The 22,654-nt window shown below is 57.1% G+C and carries 22 protein-coding genes; 11 read left to right on the top strand and 11 right to left on the bottom strand.

Annotated elements, in window-relative coordinates; all coding sequences use genetic code 11:
• Window positions 1–97: 97 nt before the first annotated feature.
• The 3 genes from AMR42_RS08820 to AMR42_RS08810 all read right to left on the bottom strand — a co-directional run bounded on the left by AMR42_RS08820 (window position 98) and on the right by AMR42_RS08810 (window position 1,754).
• A complete protein-coding gene (locus AMR42_RS08820; protein ID WP_099533086.1) occupies window positions 98–589 on the bottom strand; it encodes a DUF4168 domain-containing protein in 492 nt (163 codons plus the stop codon).
• Between the two features lie 111 nt (window positions 590–700).
• On the bottom strand, window positions 701–1,333 hold the full coding sequence (tsaB, locus tag AMR42_RS08815; protein ID WP_099533085.1) for a tRNA (adenosine(37)-N6)-threonylcarbamoyltransferase complex dimerization subunit type 1 TsaB: 633 nt from the start codon (window positions 1,331–1,333) through the stop codon (window positions 701–703).
• A 79-nt stretch (window positions 1,334–1,412) separates the two neighbouring features.
• On the bottom strand, window positions 1,413–1,754 hold the full coding sequence (locus tag AMR42_RS08810; RefSeq protein WP_099533084.1) for a Dethiobiotin synthetase: 342 nt from the start codon (window positions 1,752–1,754) through the stop codon (window positions 1,413–1,415).
• A gap of 171 nt (window positions 1,755–1,925) precedes the next feature.
• Here AMR42_RS08810 and serS point away from each other — a divergent pair, with 171 nt between their 5' ends.
• From serS to AMR42_RS08785, 6 genes are all read left to right on the top strand, one after another.
• The gene (gene serS, locus AMR42_RS08805) at window positions 1,926–3,221 is read left to right on the top strand and encodes a serine--tRNA ligase (RefSeq protein ID WP_099533083.1); all 1,296 of its coding nucleotides are present in this window, start codon (window positions 1,926–1,928) and stop codon (window positions 3,219–3,221) included.
• Between the two features lie 171 nt (window positions 3,222–3,392).
• Complete coding sequence (locus AMR42_RS08800; RefSeq protein ID WP_099533082.1) at window positions 3,393–3,866, top strand: J domain-containing protein; 474 nt, start codon at window positions 3,393–3,395, stop codon at window positions 3,864–3,866.
• A 413-nt stretch (window positions 3,867–4,279) separates the two neighbouring features.
• Complete coding sequence (locus tag AMR42_RS20350; RefSeq protein WP_158234415.1) at window positions 4,280–4,450, top strand: hypothetical protein; 171 nt, start codon at window positions 4,280–4,282, stop codon at window positions 4,448–4,450.
• Window positions 4,451–4,827: 377 nt separating this feature from the next.
• On the top strand, window positions 4,828–5,337 hold the full coding sequence (locus AMR42_RS08795; RefSeq protein WP_099533103.1) for an inorganic diphosphatase: 510 nt from the start codon (window positions 4,828–4,830) through the stop codon (window positions 5,335–5,337).
• A gap of 141 nt (window positions 5,338–5,478) precedes the next feature.
• Window positions 5,479–7,044 carry a phosphatidylserine/phosphatidylglycerophosphate/cardiolipin synthase family protein gene (locus AMR42_RS08790; RefSeq protein ID WP_143473000.1) on the top strand — a complete coding sequence of 522 codons (1,566 nt, stop codon included), beginning with the start codon at window positions 5,479–5,481 and terminating at the stop codon, window positions 7,042–7,044.
• 297 nt (window positions 7,045–7,341) lie between these two features.
• Entirely contained in the window at window positions 7,342–8,466 is a 1,125-nt protein-coding gene (locus AMR42_RS08785) for a glycosyltransferase family 2 protein (RefSeq protein ID WP_158234414.1), read from the top strand.
• Here the strand turns inward: AMR42_RS08785 and AMR42_RS08780 are convergent.
• On the bottom strand, window positions 8,370–9,437 hold the full coding sequence (locus AMR42_RS08780; protein WP_158234413.1) for a serine/threonine-protein kinase: 1,068 nt from the start codon (window positions 9,435–9,437) through the stop codon (window positions 8,370–8,372). The genes AMR42_RS08785 and AMR42_RS08780 overlap by 97 nt on opposite strands.
• Window positions 9,438–9,775: 338 nt before the next feature.
• Between AMR42_RS08780 and AMR42_RS08775 the strand changes: the two genes are divergently transcribed.
• Window positions 9,776–10,495, top strand: a complete 720-nt coding sequence (locus AMR42_RS08775) for a heme oxygenase (biliverdin-producing) (protein WP_099533078.1) — start codon at window positions 9,776–9,778, stop codon at window positions 10,493–10,495.
• 224 nt (window positions 10,496–10,719) lie between these two features.
• Here the strand turns inward: AMR42_RS08775 and AMR42_RS08770 are convergent, their stop codons facing one another.
• Both AMR42_RS08770 and AMR42_RS08765 read right to left on the bottom strand, forming a co-directional pair.
• Entirely contained in the window at window positions 10,720–11,805 is a 1,086-nt protein-coding gene (locus AMR42_RS08770; RefSeq protein ID WP_099533077.1) for a glycosyltransferase family 1 protein, read from the bottom strand.
• 315 nt (window positions 11,806–12,120) lie between these two features.
• Window positions 12,121–12,312, bottom strand: a complete 192-nt coding sequence (locus AMR42_RS08765; RefSeq protein ID WP_099533076.1) for a hypothetical protein — start codon at window positions 12,310–12,312, stop codon at window positions 12,121–12,123.
• Window positions 12,313–12,795: 483 nt separating this feature from the next.
• On the opposite strand from AMR42_RS08765, the gene AMR42_RS08760 reads away from it, so the two are divergent.
• Both AMR42_RS08760 and cbiD read left to right on the top strand, forming a co-directional pair.
• Window positions 12,796–14,025: an acyl-CoA dehydrogenase family protein gene (locus AMR42_RS08760; protein ID WP_099533075.1), complete on the top strand. Its 1,230-nt coding sequence runs from the start codon at window positions 12,796–12,798 to the stop codon at window positions 14,023–14,025.
• Between the two features lie 139 nt (window positions 14,026–14,164).
• Window positions 14,165–15,250: a cobalt-precorrin-5B (C(1))-methyltransferase CbiD gene (cbiD, locus tag AMR42_RS08755; RefSeq protein WP_099533074.1), complete on the top strand. Its 1,086-nt coding sequence runs from the start codon at window positions 14,165–14,167 to the stop codon at window positions 15,248–15,250.
• A 47-nt stretch (window positions 15,251–15,297) separates the two neighbouring features.
• On the opposite strand, the gene AMR42_RS08750 is transcribed toward cbiD, so the two are convergent.
• Together AMR42_RS08750 and AMR42_RS08745 are read right to left on the bottom strand one after the other, a co-directional pair.
• Complete coding sequence (locus tag AMR42_RS08750; protein WP_099533073.1) at window positions 15,298–15,606, bottom strand: DUF6464 family protein; 309 nt, start codon at window positions 15,604–15,606, stop codon at window positions 15,298–15,300.
• A gap of 160 nt (window positions 15,607–15,766) precedes the next feature.
• Window positions 15,767–16,459 carry an SAM-dependent methyltransferase gene (locus AMR42_RS08745; protein WP_099533072.1) on the bottom strand — a complete coding sequence of 231 codons (693 nt, stop codon included), beginning with the start codon at window positions 16,457–16,459 and terminating at the stop codon, window positions 15,767–15,769.
• Between the two features lie 204 nt (window positions 16,460–16,663).
• On the opposite strand from AMR42_RS08745, the gene thrC reads away from it, so the two are divergent.
• A complete protein-coding gene (gene thrC, locus AMR42_RS08740; RefSeq protein ID WP_099533102.1) occupies window positions 16,664–17,767 on the top strand; it encodes a threonine synthase in 1,104 nt (367 codons plus the stop codon).
• Window positions 17,768–17,883: 116 nt separating this feature from the next.
• Here the strand turns inward: thrC and AMR42_RS08735 are convergent, their stop codons facing one another.
• From AMR42_RS08735 to AMR42_RS08725, 3 genes are all read right to left on the bottom strand, one after another.
• Entirely contained in the window at window positions 17,884–19,365 is a 1,482-nt protein-coding gene (locus AMR42_RS08735) for a tetratricopeptide repeat protein (protein WP_099533071.1), read from the bottom strand.
• A 129-nt stretch (window positions 19,366–19,494) separates the two neighbouring features.
• Window positions 19,495–20,247, bottom strand: coding sequence for a hypothetical protein (locus tag AMR42_RS08730; RefSeq protein ID WP_099533070.1), 753 nt, complete (start codon window positions 20,245–20,247; stop codon window positions 19,495–19,497).
• 175 nt (window positions 20,248–20,422) lie between these two features.
• Complete coding sequence (locus AMR42_RS08725) at window positions 20,423–21,583, bottom strand: sugar phosphate nucleotidyltransferase (protein WP_099533069.1); 1,161 nt, start codon at window positions 21,581–21,583, stop codon at window positions 20,423–20,425.
• 454 nt (window positions 21,584–22,037) lie between these two features.
• Between AMR42_RS08725 and AMR42_RS08720 the strand changes: the two genes are divergently transcribed.
• A partial coding sequence (locus tag AMR42_RS08720; protein WP_099533068.1) for an AEC family transporter occupies window positions 22,038–22,654 on the top strand: 617 nt, incomplete at its 3' end.

Here is a 22,654-nt window from a genome sequence, read left to right as displayed (position 1 = left end):
AATCGCCCGCTCGATCGGTTGTTGGCTCGATCGCTACATCAGGACTGACGCAACAGATAGATCACTTAGATCGCCTAGATCGCCTAGATCGCTGACTTCAACGGGGTTCAGCTTCCAATTCCTGAAGCCGGGCTGCAATTCGTTCTCCAAAATCGGGATCGTTGTTCGCCAAGCTCAGGAGTTGCACATATTCCTGGGGTTTCAAACCCGCCTGCTCGATCGCCTCGAAAGCCTCCAGCTCAATTTCCTGCTCCAAGCGGCTGGCTTCCGGTTCGGTTTCCGCTTGGCGCAGCTCTCCTTCCCGCCGATCCAACAGGGCCAGCACTTGCAAATAGGCCCGCACGAATTGGGTCACCTTTTCGGCCGGCACGGCGCTGGCATCCGGTGAAATCGGGGCGGCTGACCCGGGCGCGGCCAGCGGGATCGGTTCCGTGGCGGCCCAGGCGGGGATCAAGGCGCTGCCCCAAAGCCCGCCGATTAGGCAACCAATTAACCCGATCGAGAGGAACAGTTTGCCCACCGATCGCCCGGCTTGGCGGAGGCGATCGCCCCAAGGAAGACGCGAAAACTGGCTCGATTGATTGGCCATGGGTCTGTCTGCGGTTGTGCTGATGGGCTGGAGCTGCTGATTGGTTCTAGCTGATGAAGTTGGGCCGTTTATTTGAGCCGATCGATGGCGCTGAAATTGCGGTTGATCGCCCTATCGATCGACCGGATGTTGGCCATAGTGCGGCAATACCGTGGACCAATGGGGCCGAACGTCCTTTGCCCAATCCTGTTGGGCCAGTTGCAAAAGGGCGATCGCGTCTTGGCCCAAATCTGCCTCTGCCGTCACGATCACACAGGGAGCCGGTTGCTGGGCGATCGTGGTTTCCCACTGTTCCGGAGCCAAGACCCGATCGCTCAAATGGGTCACCAAGCCCGCCGCCGTAACCTCATAAATGCCCCCATGCCATTCTCCTCGTCGGGCCGGCATTTGCACCGCCAGCCATTCACCCGGTTGGGCCCGTTGGCGCTGTCGCCAGGCCGCCGCCGCCAGGGTGGAATAGCCAAACAGCGGGAGATCCAACTGTTGCGCAAGGGTGCGGGCCGCCACCACGCCAATGCGGGTGCTGGTGAAACCGCCGGGGCCGATCGCCACCGCCAAAAGCTGCACCGCCGACCAAGGCAGGGGATACACAAACTCCGACAGTCGATCGTGGAAATCGCTGGATAGTTTTGTGCCCAGCTCCCAAACCCGCCCCACCATGTCACGGGGCGAGTCTCCCTTAGCCAATCCCAACTGGGCGCTGGCGGTGTGGATGGCGATGCCCCAACGGTTCCCCTCAGTCATGCGGCAATCTTGTGCTCTTGAAATGCTGTTGAAATGCTCTTGAAAGCTGATGTTGAAATGTGGAAAGACTGTTGAAGTTCTAATCTTGCCAGCTTCCGGCAAAGATGCTGCCTGCGGCCCGCGCGATCCGCCCCAGGTCTTCATCCAACAGCGGCGGCCAGTTCACCCCCTGTCGATCGCCCTGTTCATAGGCCTCGCGACTTTCTACCGCAATCCGATAGAGCGGCCCGGCCAGCTCCCGGCTGAGGCTGGGAGTTCCTTCCAAAGCGTTGTAGACCATTTTCAGGGCCAACAGAATGGAGGTAACTTGTCCGGGAATTGGGGGTTTGCCTGCCTTCAGCCGATTCAAAAATGCATCGGCATTTTCAGAACTCGCGTTGCCTTGGCCAATCAAAAAGCCGCGGGCGGTTTCGTAATCCATAGACAGGGTTGGGTTGAATCAGTTGAATCAACAGATAGCGTTCATGCCAACAGGGCCAGCGGTTAATTAACCCAAGACACCGAGAAATGGGCCGGGGCGATCGAGCAAGGGTAAACCAGCCGATAGAATGGTTGCACCTCAAGATATTACTGAAAACAGCCCCCATCGATCGTGCTAGACCTGAAGCTACTGCGTGCGAATCCTGATGATGTCCAAGCACGCCTGAACCACCGTGGCCAATACGACATTGCTCCGATTTTGGAACTCGATCAGGCAGTGCGTGACTTGGAACAGCGGCGCAATGATCTCCAGGCCCGCAGCAACGAAATTGGCAAACTGGTGGGCCAAAAGATGAAGCAAGGGGCCGATCCCCAGGGGGCAGAAGTGGCGGCCCTGAAGGAAGAAGGCAACCAACTGAAGGCCCAATTGGCAGAGCTGGAACCCCAGGAACGGGACTTGAAAGCGCAAATTGAAAGCGCCCTGATGACCATTCCCAACTTGCCCGACCCCACCACCCCAATCGGGAAGGATGAGGACGACAACGTGGAAATTCGGCGGTGGGGCGAGGCACTGATCCCCACGAGATCGGACATTTTGCCCCACTACGAAATTGGCGAAAAACTAGGTTGGTTGAACTTTGAACGGGCCACCCGCATTGCCCAAAGCCGGTTTGTGGCGCTGATTGGCGAAGGGGCCGCCCTGGAGCGAGCGTTGATTAGCTTCATGCTCGATCGCCACATTGCCGCCGGTTATCAGGAAGTGTTGCCCCCCATCCTGATTAACTCCGCCTCGTTAACCGCCTCGGGCCAGTTGCCCAAGTTTGCGGAGGAAAGTTTCAAGTGCGATCGCGATGATCTGTGGCTCGCGCCCACCGCTGAAGTGCCGGTCACCAGCCTTTACCGCGATGAAATCTTGACCGATGATCAGTTGCCGATTTACCACTGCGCCTACACGCCCTGTTTTCGGCGCGAAGCCGGCAGCTATGGGCGCGACACTCGCGGACTCATTCGGTTGCACCAGTTCAACAAAGTGGAGCTGTTTAAGTTTGTGTCGCCGGAAACCTCGGAGGCAGAACACCAACAATTGCTCCAGGATGCGGAGGGCGTGTTGCAGGCCCTGAAGCTGCCCTATCGGGTGTTGCAACTTTGCACGGGAGACATGGGTTTCTCGGCCCAAAAGTGCTACGACTTGGAAGTTTGGCTGCCCTCCCAAAACAAATATCGAGAAATTTCCAGTTGCTCGAACTGTGGCGATTTCCAAGCCCGTCGGGGAAATTTGCGGTTTAAGGAGGCGGGCAAAAAGGGAACCCAATTCCTGCATACCCTCAATGGTTCCGGGCTGGCTGTGGGCCGAACGATGGCGGCAATTTTGGAAAATTACCAACAACCGGATGGGTCGATCGCTGTGCCGGAAGCCCTGCAACCCTACCTGGGCGGCAAAACGGTGCTGGGAGCGGCAACCCGTTAGCCGCCCAACACAGCACCACCGCAGCACCACCGCAGCGCCACCGCAGCAAGGGCGAAGAGGCCATCACAGTACAATCAGGAAACCGATCAAACCGGAATCTTGGTTAGCGGCTATTGACCGTTGATTAACCCTGATTCAGCATTGGGTTCATCAAAATTGGGTTCGTCAACTATGGCAGGCGATCGAACGGCACAGTCTGGCTCTCTTGATCCCAAAATGACCTACTACGACCTTTTGGGGCTGCATCCCTCGGCGGATGTGATTGAAATTCGGCGGCAATATCGCGAACTGAGCAAGGCCTATCACCCGGACACAACCGAGTTGCCGCTCCCGATCGCCACGGTCAAATTTCAAGAGTTGAACCAGGCCTATGCAGTGTTGAGCAATCCCGATCGCCGGGAGCAATACGACCTCTCGATCGGCTATTCCCGCTGGACGGTGGTGCAGCCCTGGCAAAATTTGCAGCCCCCCAGTTCCTTCGAGTCTTCCAATTTGTACTTGGATCCGACCGATCGCCCCCTATCCGGCGGGGAACTGTTTGCCCTGTTTACGCTGGGTCTGTCCTTTGTGGGCTGTTTGGCGTTGGTGTTGGTGGTGGGAATTTTGCGGGGAGAAATTTCCCTCACCCAAATTGCTGGATTGTAGGTTTAGTCAAGTTCCCAACACCAACCCAGCCCGGGGACTTGCTACGATGATCGGCACGGTATCTCCCGGCGGCCCGATTTGACTGGATGAATCGATCGCCCATCGAGCTGGTGGCGGCCCAAGCTGGGTTGTGAGGGGTGGGTTTTCTGCCTGATCGACCCGTAGCCACGGTCAAACCCAGCCCCCGATCGCTGGTTTATTCAGCGGAGATCCGATTGCTGATTTCAGACTTCCCTATGGATAGTGACGGTAGTAGTCGTCCGCTCGAACCGCTTTTGCATTCTGCCTTCCCCCTCCGTTCTCCATCCAATCGCGCCCTAAAATCGCCCCAAAATTCAGCCTCAGCCTCTGTCCTAAACTCAGCCTCAAAATCTAACGATCCTCCGTCCCCCGTTCTGTTGTCGCGTCCGGCGATGTTGACGGAACCCCCCTCGGCGGTTTGGGCCCGCTGTTTGGGAACGACGATCGCCCTGTTAACCCTGACCTTGCCTTGGATGGCGGTGGTGTATTCCAATTGGGATGCAATGCCCTCCACTGCCCTGCCAACGCCAGCGGTCTTCCGTGCGGAACAGCCAATGCCTTAATCGCTCAAGCGAGCTTTGGGCCCTGGATAGATTCGCAAACTGGACAGATTCGCAAACTGGACAGATTTGCAAAATAGATTCGCAGTGCTCAGGATCCTGAGTGTCGATCGTTCTGAGCGACCAATTCCGCCGCCCGATCGCCGGTTGCTACCCCTGGGGTCGCGCTCCATGCAATTATTGGAGGGCCAAAAGGGGCGCTCCGATCGCGCCCGGTGTCTGTCAGGATCGATGCCCAACCCTCGATTGCCTGAGGGTTAAGAAGCTGGGCCCCAATCCAGCCATTGCAGGGAGTCAATGATGATGGACGATCGGGCGCGATCGACTGGAGTTTGCTCTGGCGCAAGCAAGTATTCAAGCAAGCTTTTAGGATCGAGACCATGGATCTGTCGCGCATTCCTGCCCAACCGAAGCCCGGAATTGTGAACGTGCTGGTGGAAATTCCCGGTGGCAGCAAGAACAAATACGAGTTCGATAAGGATATGCAAGCCTTCGCCCTCGATCGGGTGTTGTATGCCTCGGTGCGCTATCCGTTTGACTATGGCTTTATTCCCAACACCTTGGCGGATGATGGCGATCCCCTCGATGGGATGGTGATTATGGATGAGCCGACCTTCCCCGGTTGCGTGATTGCCGCACGTCCGATCGGCTTCTTGGAAATGGTGGATGGGGGCGATCGGGACGAAAAGATCCTTTGTGTTCCCGCTGCGGATCCCCGCTATGCCGGTGTGAACTCCCTGAAGGACATTCACCCCCACCGCTTGGAAGAAATTGCTGAATTCTTCCGCACCTACAAGAACCTGGAAAAGAAGGTGACGGAAATTCTCGGTTGGCAAGAGGCGGACAAGGTGGCGGCGCTGGTTGACAAGTGCGTGGCTGCTTACCAGTAATTGCACAGTTAACCTGGCCTAATTCAAGTTGGTCTAATTCAAGTTGGCTGAATTCTAGTTGGCTTAATTCAGGTTGACTTAACTGCTTAAGTTGACTCAATTCAAGTTGGCTTGATTTGGCTCAACTCGTGTGGCTCAACTTTGGCTGAACGAGTTGCTCAACAGCTCAACAGTCGTTGTGGACTAGTTGCCATTCAACGGGCGATCGGGGTGATGGAAACGAACGGATGGGCGATCGGGCGGTTGAAATCCTGGGCGAGTCTTTGGACGTTTAGCCTTTTGGGTGTGATCGCCCTGTGGGGTTGCGGGTCGGCGGGCCCTCAGTTTCAAGGGGGATCCTTGCCGCCGGCCGCTGAATTCAACAACTCAGCCGGTTCCGCCGAAAGTCGTCCTTCCCCGATCGCCCAACCGGGCCCCGTGCGGGCATTTTTTAATCACAATCCTGCTAGCCAATATCGCGATCCCTACCGGGGCATTGAGCGATCGGGCGATGACCTTGAAGGGCGAATGGTGCAGTTGGTCGCAAGTGCCCGATCGACCGTGGTGGTGGCCGTGCAGGAATTGCGCTTGCCTCGATTGGCCCAAGCCTTGGTCGATCGCCACCGGGCCGGCCTGCAAGTACGGGTAATTTTGGAAAACAGCGCCAGCCGTCCCTGGAGCAGCTACAGCCCGGAGGAGTTGGCGCAACTGAGCGATCGGGAGCGATCGCGCATTGAAGATTATTTCCGACTGGGCGATCGCAACGGCGATGGAACCGTCAGCGAGGCGGAGGTGCTGGCAACCGATGCCATGGTGATGTTGGCCCAGGCCGGCGTGCCCACCCTCGACGACACCGCCGATGGGTCTAAGGGATCAGGCCTGATGCACCACAAGTTCATCGTGGTGGACGGCAATCGATCGATCATCACCTCCGCCAACTTCACCCTCAGCGATGTCCATGGCGACATGGGCCGGCCCGCCAGTCGTGGCAATCCCAATAATCTGTTGGAAATTGACAGCCCCGTGGTGGCCGGTTGGCTGTTGGAGGAATTTGGGCTGATGTGGGGAGATGGGCCGGGCGGCCAGCCCGACAGCCGCTTTGGCACAAACAAGCCCCTGCGCCCCCTGCGATCGACCCAAGTGGGTGATGCCACCATTGGCATTCAGTTCTCGCCCATGAAAACCGCCGTTCCCTTTGCCGAACGCACCAATGGAGTGATTGCGGCCACCGTGGGCCCAGCCACCCGATCGATCGATGTGGCCCTGTTTGTCTTTTCTGAGCAGGCGATCGCGGATGCCATGGAAACCGCCCACCGCCGAGGAGCCAAAGTGCGTGTGTTGGTGGATCCCAGCTTTTTGGCGCGGGACTATAGCGAAGCGCTGGATCTGTTGGGGGTGACCCTGCGCCGCAGAACCTGTGAACTGGAACCCAATCAGCGGCCTTGGAACCCGCCGATCACCACCGTTGGTTCCCCGGAGTTGCCCATGGGCGACCTGCTGCACCACAAATTTGGCTTGGTGGATGGGCAAACGGTGGTGACCGGTTCTCACAACTGGTCGGCGGCGGCCGATCGCCTCAATGATGAAACCCTGTTGGTGGTCAAGCACCCAATCGTGGCGACCCTGTTTCAGCGGGAGTTCGATCGCCTCTGGAGCAACGCCACCACCGGCCTCACCCCGAAGCTGAAAGAGCGCCTCGCAGCCGATCGGGCCCGCTGTGGTTCCTAGGGGTTGCCTCAGCCCATTCAGTAAATTCAGCGAGTTCAGCACATCCCGAGCTTATTCAGCGCTTGACCCAGCCCGTTGCGGTTCTTGCGGCTTCCTCCATGCCCCGATCGTGACCCATCAAAAACCCGATCGAAAACAATCACGAATTGCGTTTTAGGCGGATTGGGCCAATTCCGCGTGAACTTCAGAAATGGGGAAGACAATCAGATCTACCAGATCTACCAGCAGCCCCAAGCCTGAGGCTATGCTCAAGGCACGATTTCTTCCCGGTTTAGTTGATTTCTGATGGCCCCACCCATGAATGCCGTCCCCACTGCATCGATTATTATTCCCGCCTATAACGGGGCAAAAACCATTGCTGAAACGATCGAATCCGTCCTGAATCAGACTTTGCGGGACATCGAAGTGATCGTTGTAAACGATGGTTCCACCGACAACACCTCCGACGTGGTGCGGCAATTCACAGACCCCCGCCTGAAGCTGATTGAACAGGAAAATGCTGGTGTGGCCGCTGCCCGCAATCATGGGGCCATGGTGTCCCGAGGGCGATATCTAACCTTTATTGATGCGGATGATTTGTGGACATCGGACAAGGTAGAAGATCAGGTTAATGCCCTTGAAGCCAACCCAGAAGCCGGAGCCGTTTACAGTTGGATTGATTGGGTAGATGAGGAGGGAAATTATATTCGTGACGGGGGCTTTATTGACACGGAATATAACACCTACTTACAGATTTTATTGATTGACATTGTGCAGTCGGGATCAAACACGATGATCCGACGCGATGCCTATTTTGAACTGGGAGGCTACGAAGGCTCGCTGCACCCGGCCGAGGATTGGGATTTTTGGTTGCGCTTGGCGGAATCCTATGAGTTTATTTGTGTGCCGAAATTACAGGTACACTATCGCCAGGTCAGGGGTTCCGCCTCCACCAATGCGATCAAGATGGAGCAGGTGAGCTTGGCGATCATTAACCGAGAGCGCCAACGCCTCAGTCAAAATCCAGCCGATCGCAAGCGTTTTGGCAAGCTGGTGCAAATGACCCTGAATAATCGCTATAAATTTCTGCTTTATAAGGCGATGGATGGGGGAATTCACCGCAACCGTGCTTTTTTGGCCCTGCGCTATTTGGCCTATTGGATTTGGCGTGATAATTGGGAATTTGTGCGGGAAAACCGTGATTGCACCATCAAGATTTTGACCAAGATTTTGGTCTTTATCTTTTTGCCCAATCGGTTGGCTTGGAAGTTTGTTTATCGCTACCGATCGCACCTGGAAATCGAAAAGGCAGTGCTCTGGACAATTAAGGTCAAACTGCCCGAGTTCTATGAAAAATTGCCGCCGGAAGATGTGCCAATTCGAGTCAGCCAAAAGCGCTTGGCCCGATCGCGATCGACCGCCATGGACTCTTCTCGACGGTAGGGAGAAGGGGGCATGGTGCGGATGATGTTGTCTAAGTCCGCCAGCACTTCCAGAGCGCTTTGGTAGCGATCAGCAACGGCCGGTTGCAAGAGTCGATCGAGCACCAAGCCCAGCCCTTCGCTCACCGAGTCAGACACCGGCAAGTGCTTCCGTTGGGACGCATCTAGCGAATCTCCATTGCCCGACAGTTCATCTCGCCATTGGGCCAACTGTTCTCGCCAAGGCCACTGGCCCGTCAGGGGGTTGTATAGCTCCTCCGGTTCCACACCGGTCAGCAGAAACACGCAGATCGCTCCCACGCTGTAGAGATCGCTGGCGGGATAGGCCTGGCCGCCGCGCAATTGCTCATCGGGGGCATAGCCAGCCGTGCCGATTTTCGTGCCGGGGCGGCTTTGGGTGTTGGCTTCCAGCACTTTGGCCACGCCGAAATCGATCGGGACAATTCGCTGATCCCGCTGACGACGAATCAGGTTCAAGGGCTTTAGATCTCGGTGAATCGTGCTGCGATCGTGCACAAATTGCAACACGGGCAGCAAATCCCGCAGGAAAGCCAGCAGCTTGGCTTCGCTGAACGGGCCCGATCGTTGCAATTCCCGATCGATGGTTTCCCCGGCGATATATTCCTGCACCAGGTAGAGGTAGCCCCCTTCTTCAAAAAATCCCAACAGGGCGGGAATTTGGGGATTGTCGCCCAAATCTCGCAGCCGCAGGGCCTCGCGGGTGAACAGCTCAATCGCCTTGTCGCGGCCAGCGGGGGTTTTGGCACTGGGCAAAAATTGCTTAATGGCGCAAGGGGTATCCAACCGATCGCGATCGATGCCCAGGTAGGTACGTGCAAATCCGCCACGGCCCAGGGGGCGAATGGCGCGGTAGTGTCCCCGCAACAGCAAGGGAGCACCGCAATTGAGGCAAAAATTCCCCTGATCGGGATTGTGCGGGCGATCGCACTGGGGGTTTAGGCAAAAACTCACAGTCAGGGATTCAAGCGAGGAGAGATACGAAAATGATTGATTTGATCAAACCCGATGATTTTGGTGCTTGTCATGATTCTTAACCATAACGTTCAGAAAATCCCGCTAATCTAACGATCGAGTCACCCAGCGATCGAGACAGGATTTTGCTTTGGCCGTCTTTCGCCGTGGTTAAGTGCTGCCCTGTGTCGGCAACCGTCGCAACCTAACTGTTTTCAACCTAACTGTTTTAGGGGCCCGCGTTCGGTAGGGGGTGTGGATTTCTCCCCCGCTGCCTTTGCCCAGGAACCGCACAAAATTGGCAAACTGGTATTCGCAGACTTCTCAACTTCTTTAACATGAGCGTCAATTTAGCAACCAAACTACGCGAAGGCACGAAAAAATCACACAGCATGGCAGAGAATGTCGGCTTCGTGAAGTGCTTTCTGAAAGGCGTAGTCGAAAAAAGCTCCTATCGCAAACTGGTGGGCAACCTCTACTTTGTCTACACGGCAATGGAAGAGGAAATGACGAAGCACAAAGATCACCCGGTTGTTGCGCCGATCAACTTCCAAGAGTTGTATCGCAAGAGCAGCCTGGAGCGCGATTTGGCTTACTATTACGGCTCCAATTGGCGTGAAGAAGTGAAGCCTTCGACCGCCGCCCAAGACTACATTGCTCGGGTGCGGGAAGTGTCGGCCACGGCTCCCGAACTGTTGGTGGCCCATTCCTACACGCGCTATTTGGGTGATTTGTCCGGTGGGCAAATTCTCAAGAACATTGCCGTGAATGCCATGAACTTGACCGATGGCCAAGGAACGGCTTTCTATGAGTTTGAAACCATCTCTGATGAGAAGGCTTTCAAGAACCAATATCGGGCAGCATTGAACGAATTGCCGATCGATGAAGCCACGGCCGATCGCATTGTGGATGAAGCCAATGATGCGTTTGGCAAGAACATGAAAATGTTCATGGAATTGGAAGGCAATTTGATCAAGGCGATCGGGCAAATGTTGTTTAACACCCTGACCCGCCGCCGCAGCCGGGGCAGCACGGAAGAGCTGGCCACCGCTGAATAGGCTAAGTCAATTGGCTTGATTGGATAACGGACACTGGGGACAATTTATTACAATTTCCTCAGGAAACCAGCATCCAGATTCAGGGGGCGATCGGGCGATCGTCCCCTGAATTGTTTGAGCGCTTGGCGTGGTGAAGAATGCGCAGACCAGTGGCTATTCCAGCACCTTGGGTTCGCTGGTTTTGTAATTACCAGCATCTTGCCTTCAAGGGGGCTGAAATTGCCTTAAAACAATTGCCTCAAAACGGCCTGAGTTTGGGCTGCGGTTTTGGCCCAACTGAACTGACTGGCGCGATCGAGGCTGCGTTGGTGTAGCTCCTGCCAAAGTCGGTCATCAGTGGCCACCTGCACCATCGCATCGGCAATGGCACGGGGCTGCTCCGGGTCAATCAACAACGCCGCATCGCCCGTCACCTCCGGCAACGAAGCCAGATTGGAGGTGATCACGGGCGTACCGCAGGCCATGGCTTCCAGGGCCGGAATCCCAAAGCCTTCCCAGCGGGTGGGAAAAACCAACGCGATCGCCTGGTTCAGCAACACCGGTAATTGCTCGATCGGCACATACCCTAAAAAGCGCACCCGATCGCCCAAACCCAATTCCGCAATTTGGGCCGCCAGAGCCGGTTGATAGCGCGGGTTCATGGGCCCAGCAATCCAAAATTGCCAGTCGTTGGCCGGAGCCGCCCGCAAAAATTGGGCAAAGGCCGCGATCGCCCCCGGTAAATTTTTGTAAGGATCATTGCGCCCCACATAGAAAAAATAGGGGCGGCGCGGCAGGTTTAAAAATCGATAGTGATCGGCGTTGTGGGCTAACGGAGTGACAGTAATTTTCTGGGCAGGAATTTGGAAAAAACGGCCCAAATCATCGGCCGTAGCCTGGGAATTACAGAGCAAATGGGTGGCCTGTTCAGCAACACGGCGCACATAATATTTGCTGTAAAGATGCAGGCGCGATCGGGGCGGAAAAAACCGCAGCGGAATCAAATCATGCACCATCACCAGAGTACGCAGGGCCCGAGTGCCAAACTGAATTGGGGCCTCGGGAACCGGACAAAACAGCAGCTCAACACCCGATCGACGGCACAGTTGCGGCAAGCGAAATTGCGTCCAAAACAGTCGCCGTAGATGACCCTTTGCGCCTAAGTCTGAGGTCATGTTGGCGGGCACAAGCTGGTTACGAAACCCCGCAATTTCCCAGGGGCTAAATAGCAAAGGATCCCGCGATCGCAAATAGGGCAACAGTTCGATCGCGTAGGTTGCCAAGCCCGTTGGTTCGGGAATCGCAAAGCTCAAATTAATCGCAAGGGTCATGATGCAAAAACGGGCAAGCGGAAAAATTGCCCCCCAGGTTCATTGGGGCCAGAAACCAAAAGCACGCCCCAGAATCGGAGCGTGCTTTTGGTTATACAGTAGTTTGCGGAATTAAAAGAGTGATCGCTAAAAAAAGGCGCGATCGGGCATTCAAGAAAGGAATTGAAAAAGCAATTAAAAGGAAAGAAAAAACAAACAACTGAGTTTTGATTGCGCTTTAAAAACCACTCCGAAGAGCGTTTTTATTCAGATTGTTATGGTTTGTTGGTGGCGAATCACCAAGCCCCTTGATCAAGATGTCTTGACCAAAGCACCTTAGCCCAATTGCCGCGATAGCATTTTCTCGACGGTTTCTTGGGTTTCTCGCAGCAAGCGATCACGGTTTTCTTCCGCTTGGCCCGATGAAGGAACCAGGTTTCGCGCTTGCAAACTCATGTGCAATTGCAATTCGGCTACATAATCGCTGAAGCTTTCACGAACCGGTGCATCGCTTTTGTGGGTCAACATCGCTACTGCCAGAGAAGTAAAACGGCGTGATTCAAGCAGGTTGGCAAGCGGAGTCACTGTCTTCAAGATCTCACCAATTTCTAATTGATGTGGTCAACCAGTTTGATCAGTAATTTACGAAATTCACGATCAATAGTTCACCAATCAATTGGTATTACCCATCAGTTTTAGGAAGCGCTCATGATTAATCTGCGATTAAATTGCGATTATCTTGAACTGATCTTCCGATGTTAATTTCAGCAAGCGAATTGACCGAAATTAAGGTTCCGAATGGGTGGGGAGATATTGATGGCGGTTGGCGCTTTGCTAACCGAGAAGAAAGTTATCACGGTGCGTTTCGGGCGGCCTCGTTCGTGCAAGAAACCTTAACTTTAGAGTTAACATTTCGTTGACAACGCTGCTCAAACGCCGCTGGCCAGGGGGCGAAAACTCCCGGCCGTAGCACAATAGCCGTAAACCACTACTCATCCCCGATCGACCAAGGTGGAGCCATCTCAAGACATCAGCCCCAACAACACCGGCCCTCATGACACCAACGGCGAAGTCATCAACCATGCAGAGACCAACCACGCAGAGACCAACCACGCAGAGACCAACCCGGTGACCTCGGCGCTGGCCGCGACGGACGGGCCCAATTTGCCTCCTTGGTTGGAGCAAGCGGCGGCCCAGTTGCTGACCACCCTGGGGCCCCAGGCCGATTTGCTCGATCGCCAGCCAGAAGCCCTGACCGCGGCCCTCCAATGGCTGGGGCAACAGGGTTGGTTAGCCCTAAAAGTGCCCATCGAGTGGGGCGGCAAAGGCCTGAACGAAGCGGAATATGGTTGGTTTCGGGAGCAACTGGCTCGCTGTTCCGGTGCTTTAGCCTTTTTGCAAGCCCAGCACCAAACCGCAGCGGCGCTGATTGCCTCCGGAGACAATGACAACCTCAAAACCCAATATTTACCGGCGATCGCGCGGGGCGATCGACAATTGGGCATCGCCTTTTCGCATCTGCGGCGGGCGGATGATCCTCCGATCGAGGGGCGTGCCGTGGCTGGTGGCTGGGAAATTACGGGCACGGCTCCTTGGGTGACCGGGGTGGGGCACTTTCCCGAGGCGGTGTTGGCTGTGCCGACGGCGGCCGGGGTGCTGTTCGGCATTGTGCCGCTGACGGCGGTGGAATCGGGCGATCGCAACATTCAGCCGCAGCCGCCCATGGTGTTGGGAGCCATGAACGCCACCCACACAGCAGCAGTCACGTTCGATCGCTGGCTCATTCCCGAAGCGGCCGTGATCGGCCTCAAGCCGATCGATTGGATTCAGCAACTCGATCGCCGGAACGCCCTGCAAGGGGTCTACTTCGCCCTCGGTTGCACCCAAGCGGCCCTCGATCGGCTAACGGTGTTGTTCCAGGAAAAACGCCTGCTGACGATCGCCGTTGCCCACGACACCTTGCGCCGGGAGTTTGACCAATTGCGACAACAGGTCTATGGCCGCCCGATCGACAAACCCTATGCCCAAAAACTGCAACTGCGGGCCCAGGCGATCGCCCTGATGGGCCGAGCCACCCAAGTCGCCCTCGTGGCCCAAGGGGGGCGAGGCATTTTGGCCACCAACCCCGCCTATCGATTGCAGGGCGAGGCTAGCATTTTTGCGACCAGCGGCCAAACGCCCGATATTTTGGCGGCAACGCTGGGGGCGATCGTGGGTAAATCGCCAATGGCCATTGATTAGCGGTTATGGATTAATGGGCATTAATTAATAAGCATTGATTAATCGCCCTTTCATCCATAATCAATCGCAATTCAAAAATCGAAATTCAAATCGAAATTCAATCGAATGACTGTGAGTTAGGGTCATTTTCAGGAGCACTATGGCGCGATCGGGCTACACCTTACCGGTATTTGCGGCAGCGGCGGCTCGGGGGGCCCTGTTGCGGTTGCAAGGCGATCGCCCGGCGGTGGTCACCCTGGATCTGTTGGACGGACAAACCGCAGAAATCGCGCTGGAGTCGATCGCCCCGTTGGATGAGCGCACCGCCTTGGCCATCACCCGCAGCGATCCGGGCGATAACCTGGATCTGACCAGAAATACTCCCGTTTGGGCTTGGGTGCAATTGATCGATCGCGTCGATCGCGAAGGCCCGCCGCTCCGGCTGGAAGGAGGCGAGGGAATTGGGCAAACGGCTGAGGGGCCGGCGATCTATCGCTTTGCCCGATCGCTCCTGGAACATAACCTGTTGCCCCTGGTTCCGCCCGATCGCGTGGCGGTGGTGCGGTTGATTTTGCCAGAGGGTCGCGACTTGGCTAAACGCACGTCTAACGAGGCTTTTGGGGTTTTGCAGGGTCTGTCACTCCTGGGAACCAGTGGCATTTCCCAGCCCCACACGGCGACGGATCAACTGGATGCATCGCGCGATCGACTGGCAGCGGTTCTGGCCCACGATCGCCATGTGATTTTCTGCATTGGCAGCAACGGACAGCAGGTGGCCGATCGCCTCGGTCTGTCCGCCGCCGCCCTTGTGCCCGTGGGGAACTGGATTGGGGCCATGTTGGTGGAAGCGGCCTTGCGGGGAGCAGAATCGGTGTTGCTGCTGGGATATCACGGCAAATTGCTGAAGCTAGCTGGGGGCATTTTCAACACCTCCAGCCACATTGCTGACGGCAAATTGGAAATTTTGGCAGCGGCGGCCCTGCGATCGGGGGGAGATGCCACCTTGGGGCGATCGATCCTGGCCAAAAGCACGGTGGCCGAAGCGGTGCAAGATTTGCAACGGTTGGGCTGGAGCCAGCGCGTTTTGGGACAACTGGCCGCCGCCATTAGTGAGCGATCGGCCGCCTATGCCCAAAAATACGCCGATCGCCCTTTGGCCGTGGCCGTGGCCCTGTTCGATCGGGCAGGCAACATTCTGGCCACGGGCGGCCCTTGCGATCGCTGGTCAATTCCAACAACTGATTAGTTAATTGGTTGATTAGTTAATTGGTTGATTAGCTGATTAACCACCTGCTAAGGGGTGGCTTCAAACCAATGGCAACCCGCACAGGGTCCACTGGGATTCACAGCACAGCGCAACTGGGGCGATCGGGCATTAAACCGACAGCTCAAATTGCCAATGACATAACCCGCTCCCGGAATGTGGGTCAGCTCCGGAGGCTGAGGTCCCGGGAAGGACGGCCGGGGCGATCGGGTCGTCAGGCGGGCCCGGGCAACCGTGGTTTGCACCAGGGCTTCATAGCGGCGAACGGCCCGCAGGGACAGCAACGGTGGAAGCAGGGCGATCGAGAACAGGATCAATAGCGCCAAAGCAGTAACCATCGATAACGAAGCAAGGAGTGGCACATCACCCGATCGATAGCACGCTTTTGGGAACTTGTCCGGTGGTTAATTCCTGCCCCTGGCCTCGATCGCGCCAGTCTCGATCGCACTGGCGATCAGGCACCGACGATCAAGGGCGTTTTTTGCCCGTTGGCTCTGGCTAGGGTGCGCGCCAAACTCGCAGCAGCTCATGGCCACCTCGCTGAAATTCGTAGGTGGTGGGCACAATTTCCACCCGCAAGCCCCGATCGACCAAGTGATCGATCGTGGGTTGCACATGGGGCGATCGGGTCACCTGATAGTTTTCCAGCAACGGAAACACCCGCACTTCCTGCGCCACCCGAGCTAATTCCACGATCGATTGCTGATGAAATTCCAGGGAAAATTGAGCGGAATAGGTAAAGAGCAAATGGGAGCAGAGCGCCAACTCAAACTCCCCATCCCCAAAGGGCAAATTTGGCAAGCTGCATGGTTGGTAACGCTGTGTTTGCAATCCAGCGGGAAAATCCGCCAGAAATTCCCCCATTGCTTGCAACCGATAGTCCGCCAAAGCTTCCGGCGTGGGCAATTCCGCAGACCACACAAACCAATCGTGGTTTTCGTGCAATCCCGCCACGATTTTGGGACAGGTTTCCTCAATCCGTTGGGCAATTTCCGCCGCCGAAAACTGATAGATCGGGTCGCAGGAAATCACCCGTTTTCCCAACCGATGCATCGTCGCATTAAAGCTGGCCGGCCCACCGGCACAGTCGAGGATCGATCGCTCCAAATCCTCCCCCGTGAGGGAAAACATTTTCCGATAGTCCGCAAACGATCGCCCCCAAGGAACCACCTGCGTCAGTTGAAAGGCCATATTCTGTTCACCTTTTGCTCACCCTTTTCATCACCATTTGCATCATTTCAACGGCCATGATTCAATTTTTAGACCCCAGCTTTTGATAGGTTCGTCGTCACCGCGTTCGGGCCTGTCAGGTTAAACTGTTTGGGTAATCTGCAAGCACGTTGGAGTTGTAGACGCTCTGTGACCGCTCGTTTACCCGTCGTCGAATCCGCCTCAATTGTTGATCCTCGCACGGCCAGTACGGCACAGGTTCCAGCGCCCCCGGGAGGCTGGCGCGGCCTGATCGAAACCTATCGCCGCTACCTCCCCGTTACCGACTCCACGCCCGTTGTCACCCTACACGAGGGTAATACACCGTTAATTCCCGTCCCGTCCGTGGCCGATCGGATTGGGCGTGGCGTGAAAGTTTACGTGAAATATGACGGTTTGAATCCCACCGGCAGCTTCAAAGACCGGGGGATGACCATGGCCGTAACCAAAGCCAAGGAAGCCGGAGCCAAGGCGGTGATTTGTGCCAGCACGGGCAACACCTCCGCCGCCGCTGCTGCCTATGCCCGCCGGGGTGGCCTCAAGGCTTTTGTCTTGATTCCCGATGGCTATGTGGCCTTGGGCAAGCTGGCCCAAGCCCTGCTCTACGGCGCTGAGGTGCTGGCGATTCGGGGCAACTTTGATCGGGCGTTGGAGTTGGTGCGTCAAATGGCCAACGACTATCCGATCACCCTGGTGAACTCCGTGAACCCCTATCGGCTTCAGGGGCAAAAAACCGCCGCCTTCGAGGTGGTGGATGCCCTGGGCGATGCACCGGACTGGCTCTGTGTGCCCGTGGGGAATGCCGGGAACATCACCGCCTATTGGATGGGCTTCTGTGAATATCACCAGGAGCAACGATGCCAGCGGTTGCCCCGAATGATGGGCTTCCAGGCGGCCGGGTCTGCGCCGCTGGTGGTGGGCCGTCCGGTTTTGGATCCACACACGATCGCGACGGCGATTCGCATCGGCAAGCCCGCCAGTTGGGATAAGGCGCTGGCGGTGCGGGATGCCAGCCAAGGCGGCTTTGAGGCGGTCACCGATGAGGAAATTCTGGAGGCCTACCAACTGCTAGCGGGCGAAGAAGGCGTGTTCTGCGAACCGGCTAGCGCGGCTTCCGTAGCGGGGCTGCTGAAGGTGCGCGATCAAGTGCCCGCTGGGGCCACGGTGGTTTGCGTGCTGACGGGAAATGGGTTGAAGGATCCAGACACGGCCCTGAAAACCTCCCAAAACCAGTACCACCAAGGGATTGAGCCAGAGTTGGCGGCGGTGGCCCAGGCGATGGGTTTCTAGGACGGGTTTCTAGGGCGAGTCGATCGCCCGGCTGGCCCCTCTCGTGAGTCGTTAGTCTGGCGGAGGGAATTGCCCGAATGCCATATCTTGCGAATCGGCTATTTTTGGGGCGTTGGTCATGGGGCCAGCGCCCTTTGTACTTGGTCAAAAACCGCCGCCCAATCCCCAATTTTCGGTTGGCGAAAGAGTCGGGCCGTGGGATACCAACGAGTGCGATCGGTGTTCAGCAGCCAGCGCCAATCGGGCACGGCCGGCAACAGAATCCAAACCGGTTTGCCGATCGCCCCGGCCAGGTGGGCCGTGGCGGTGTCTACGGTGATCACCCCATCCAGTTGGGCGATCGCGTGGGCCGTGTCCGCAAAATCCGTGAGCCGATCGCCCAAGGCGGGAATGCCCCGATCGGCTAGCCAGGCCCGCTCCTCGGGGCTGGTTTCCGTTTGCAAACTCAAAAACTGATAACCGGGCGATCGCAACAGGGCCGCCCATTGGGCCAAAGCGGTCGATCGCTTGCGGGCTGTGGCTCCTGTTTTGCCGGAAGCCCAAACAAATCCCCACCGTTGACCCGCTGGCGAGGCAATTGGTGAAGGTTCCGGCCCGATCGGCCCCTGGGTTGACGGTGGAAACCCTGGAAGTGACTGCGGCGACTGAAGCGATTGGCCTAGCTGAAAATAGGGAATATCCGCTGGAATGGTGGCCGGCGTGGTTCCAAAGGCGGCCGGCAAACTCATCAACGGCGACCAATAATCAAACGGCGGTGGCGTTTCCCCCCGAATCACCACCTGCGCCACACCCGCCACCGTCCCAAACAGCCGAGCCAGGGGCCTCGGACATTCCAGCAGCACCCGCGCTCCTCGGGCCGCCAACAGGGGAGCATAGCGCACAAAGTTCAGCGCATCCCCAAAGCCCATATCTGAGTAGAGCAGAATGGTTTTGCCCGCCAGCGGTTGCGCTCCCGTCCAAACCGGTTGAGGAAAGGGAACCGGCGGCAGCCCTCGCGCCGTTTCCACACAAAACCAACGGTGCTCATAGTCCACCAGGCCCTGTTCCCATTGGCCGAGGGTCATTTGCACCATGCCCCGATTGGCGATCGCCTCATGGAAATCCGGCTCGATCGCCAAGGCCTGGTTATATTGGGCGATCGCGTCCTCATAGCGACCCTGTTCCCAAAGGATGTTGCCCAAGCTATGGCGGGCTTTGGCGCATTGGGGCAACGCTGCCACCACCTGCCGAATGTGGATTTCGGCGGAAATTAGGTCGCCCAGCTTTTCCAAAGCATTGGCCAGGTTGCGATGGGCATCCCAATGATTGGGATCCAGGGCGATCGCCCGTTCATATTCCGCCACGGCCGCCGGGAGCTGTTGGGCCTGTTTGAGGGCCGCTCCCAGGTTGACCCGCAAGCCCGGATCCGCCGGCCGCAGAGCGATCGCCCGTTGATAGCAGTCGATCGACTGGAGCCAATGCCCCGATCGGTAATAGGCAATTCCTAAATTCTTCCAAGTGGCCCCATCATGGGGGGCCGCCGCCGCCATCTGTTGCCACAGGGCGATCGCTCCCGACCAATCCCCTTGGCGGGCCAAACTCAACGCCCGATCGTGCATCACCGCCCCATGATCAGGAACGCATTGCCATCACCGGCCACCCACAGGCCACCCACCGTCATTTCTCGATCGCCACCCAAACCTTGCAACTATCTCGCAAAAGCCTAGAACCGGCCCATCGCTTGCTAATTAGTAATCGTATTCCACAAAATCCGCCGTCCCCGGCTCCCGGCGCACCGTCTGATCCTGACGGGCCCGAGGTAAATAGGTAGGAACCACTCGGATGGGGTGGAACGGTTGCGGGCTGTGGGGCGGCGCACCATAGCTTCCTCGGTTTTGCCGGGCCATGGTGGAAATCACCCCCGCCATCACAATGCTGCTGACCGTCAGCACCATGCCCCCCAGGGCCCAAAGGATGCCGTTGCCCCACTGGCCCGGGGGTTGCTGTTCGCCCCGGTTAGCCGCAATTTGCGCCAACTTGTCATCCAAGGCCATGGAAGTGAGGTTTTTTTCCTGGCCCTGCACGGCGGTGCTCAGTTTATCCACCGCCGCCGTTAGACGCTCCCGATCTTTGCGGTCTTCTCGCAAGTCCGCTTGAATTTCCTTCAGTTGATCTTCGCTTTTCCGCAGCCGCTCCTCAATCTTGGCGATCGTGCTGTCGCCTGTGGGAGGGGTGGCCGTCGCATCAGCCGCACCATTCGCAGCGGCACTGGGGCGGACGGCGGACAAGGCCGTGGGTGGCGGTGAGGGCAGCATGGTCACCGTGGGGGCCGGGGGCAGTTGGCCACCCCCTTCAAGCAGGGGAACCCCACTGGGATTTTCCGACAGCCCGGGAACCGAGGACGGAGGCGCGCCCACCGCAATCCATCCCTTCGCGACCGCAAATGCCAGCGATCCCGTAATGGCGCAGCCTGCTAAAAACGCTACTCGACCCTCGGCCATACTGATGCCTGTCTAAAACTTCTCGCCAATGCTAACTGACAATCCTGCAAAAGGGTAGACGGTCTTTTGCAGACCCGATGGGAATTTCCTGGATTGTCGATCGGGAAATTCCCACAGCCGAGTTCACTTCAGGGGCTGGCTCGATCGGGGCCCGATCCCGATCGCCCTCCTTGGCTCACTCCAACTGCAACAGCTCCGCGATCGCCTGGCCTTCCTCCGTGGGTGTAGCAGGCATCACCTGTCTGGCATCCGTAATCAGCCAATCCAGGGCCGCCGCCTGCACATCGATCGTCGCGCCCGTCTTATCCACACAATAGCGACCGAACACCAATTTATCCACCAGCCGCACGCCCGGGCCCAGACGGGAATATTCAAAAATCACGCTGTTTTCCACCGTGGCCCCGCTGCAAATGTGGCAGTTTTGCCCGATCGCCGTGGGGCCAATAATTTTTGCCCCATCATCAATCCGGCTCATGCCCCCGATATACACCGGCCCCTGGATCTCCACCTTGTCCCAGTTGACCGCCACATTCAGCCCCGTATAAACCCCCGGGCGCACCTGCCGTCCAGGAATGGCCACGTTTTGCACTTCCCCTAACAGCACACTGCGAATGGCCCGCCAGTAGTCCGGCACTTTTCCAATATCCACCCACTGGAAATCCATGGTGATGCCATAGAACGGCGCACCCATTTCCACCAACTTGGGAAACAAGTCGCCCCCAATGTCATACTCACAGCCCGGGGGAATGTAGTTGAAAATTTCCGGCTCAAAGATATAAATCCCAGTGTTGATGCTGGTGCTGAGGGCTTCTTCCACAGCGGGTTTTTCCTGGAATGCCTTGATCCGGCCGTCCGGATCCGTCAACACCACCCCATAGCTGGACACCTCATCTCGGGGCACGGATTTCATGACGATCGTGGCAAGGGAGCCTTTGGCCTTGTGGAATTTGACGGCGGCGGTCAAGTCCAAATCAATCAGCGCATCGCCACAAAGCACCACAAAGGTGTCATCAAAGAAGGGGGAGAAGTCTTGGATTTTGCGCAGGCCACCCGCAGACCCGAGGGCTTTGCCAATCAGCTCGCCGTCTTCCACAAATCCTTCAAAGGAGTAGGCAATTTCGACCCCAAATCGCTGGCCATCGCGGAAATAGTCTTCAATTTCCTTAGCCAAGTGGCTGACGTTCACCACCACTTGATCAAAGCCGTGTTGGCGCAAAAGCTCGATCAGGAATTCCATCACTGGCTTTTGCAGGATGGGGATCATCGGCTTAGGCACGGTGAAGGTGATCGGCCGAACACGCGTGCCTTTGCCTGCCGCAAGGATCATGGCTTTCATGGTTTAGCTGGCTTCTCCCCGGGAATGCTTCACGTTTTATTTAACGGTGCGATCGTCGGATCAGCAAGCCAAGGGAAATGGGCGAGGCTTGCCAGATTCTGACGTGGCTTATTTGGTTTTCGACACTGTAGCGCTTGCCATGGGGTTCGCGAAAGAGAGGATGTGATCGATCGAATGGCGATTGCCCAAGTGTTTGGCGGCAACGGCGGCCGGTTGGGGCGCTGTGGGGATGGGTTTGATGGAAATCGGGCGAGTTTTTGTGGAATCTTGGCCCGAAACTAAACCGGACTGAATTTGAACTGACTTTGAACTGAATCTGAATTGGGTCTGGATTGGATCGGAATTGGATCGGGATTGGATCGGGAGCTGAATTTGAATTGAGTCTGAATGGGATCTGAATTGAGTCTGCGATTGGAGCTGAATTGGGAACTGTTGGGCAAAGGCAGGGAAGCGAATGGCGTTGGATGCAGTTGTGTTGGGGAAGTTATACGCCACCTTGGCCGGTGGGGTGGGTTTGGGGGTTTTGTTGGGCCGCTGGCTCCCGGCGCGGGTGTCCGGGGCGATCGGGCAAGGGTTGTTTTGGGTGGGCGTGCCCCTGAGCTGCGTAGCCTTTTTGCGCCAAACCGATCTGAGCGGCCAGGCCTGGCTGGCTCCCTTGGTGGCTTGGGGGTCGATCGCCCTGGCCGGTTGTCTTGCTTGGGGATGGCTGCACTGGCAAGGGGTGACCGCCCCCCAACGGCGAGCCAGTTTTTGGCTGGGGAGCATGTTTGGCAACACGGGTTATTTGGGCTTCCCGATCGCCCTGGCCTTGGTTGGGAGTGGGCAATTTGCCTGGGCCCTGTTTTTTGATGTGGCGGGCACAACCTTGGGGGCCTATGGGGTGGGTTCGGCCCTGGCGGCCCGGCTGGGGGGCCAGTCGAGGGACGGTTGGGGCATGGTGCGGGCGGGCTTGGTGGATCCGGCGGTTTGGGGGGCCCTGGCGGGCTTGGGGTCGCGATCGATCGCCCTGCCCCAGGTGATCGATCGGGGACTGACGGCCATCGCTTGGACTGTGGTGGCCCTGGCCTTGGT

The sequence above is a fragment of the Limnothrix sp. PR1529 genome, assembly GCF_002742025.1.
Lineage (GTDB): Bacteria > Cyanobacteriota > Cyanobacteriia > CACIAM-69d > CACIAM-69d > CACIAM-69d.
Note: the sequence above shows the minus strand (reverse complement) of the source record. Positions and strands in the feature narration are given on the sequence as shown.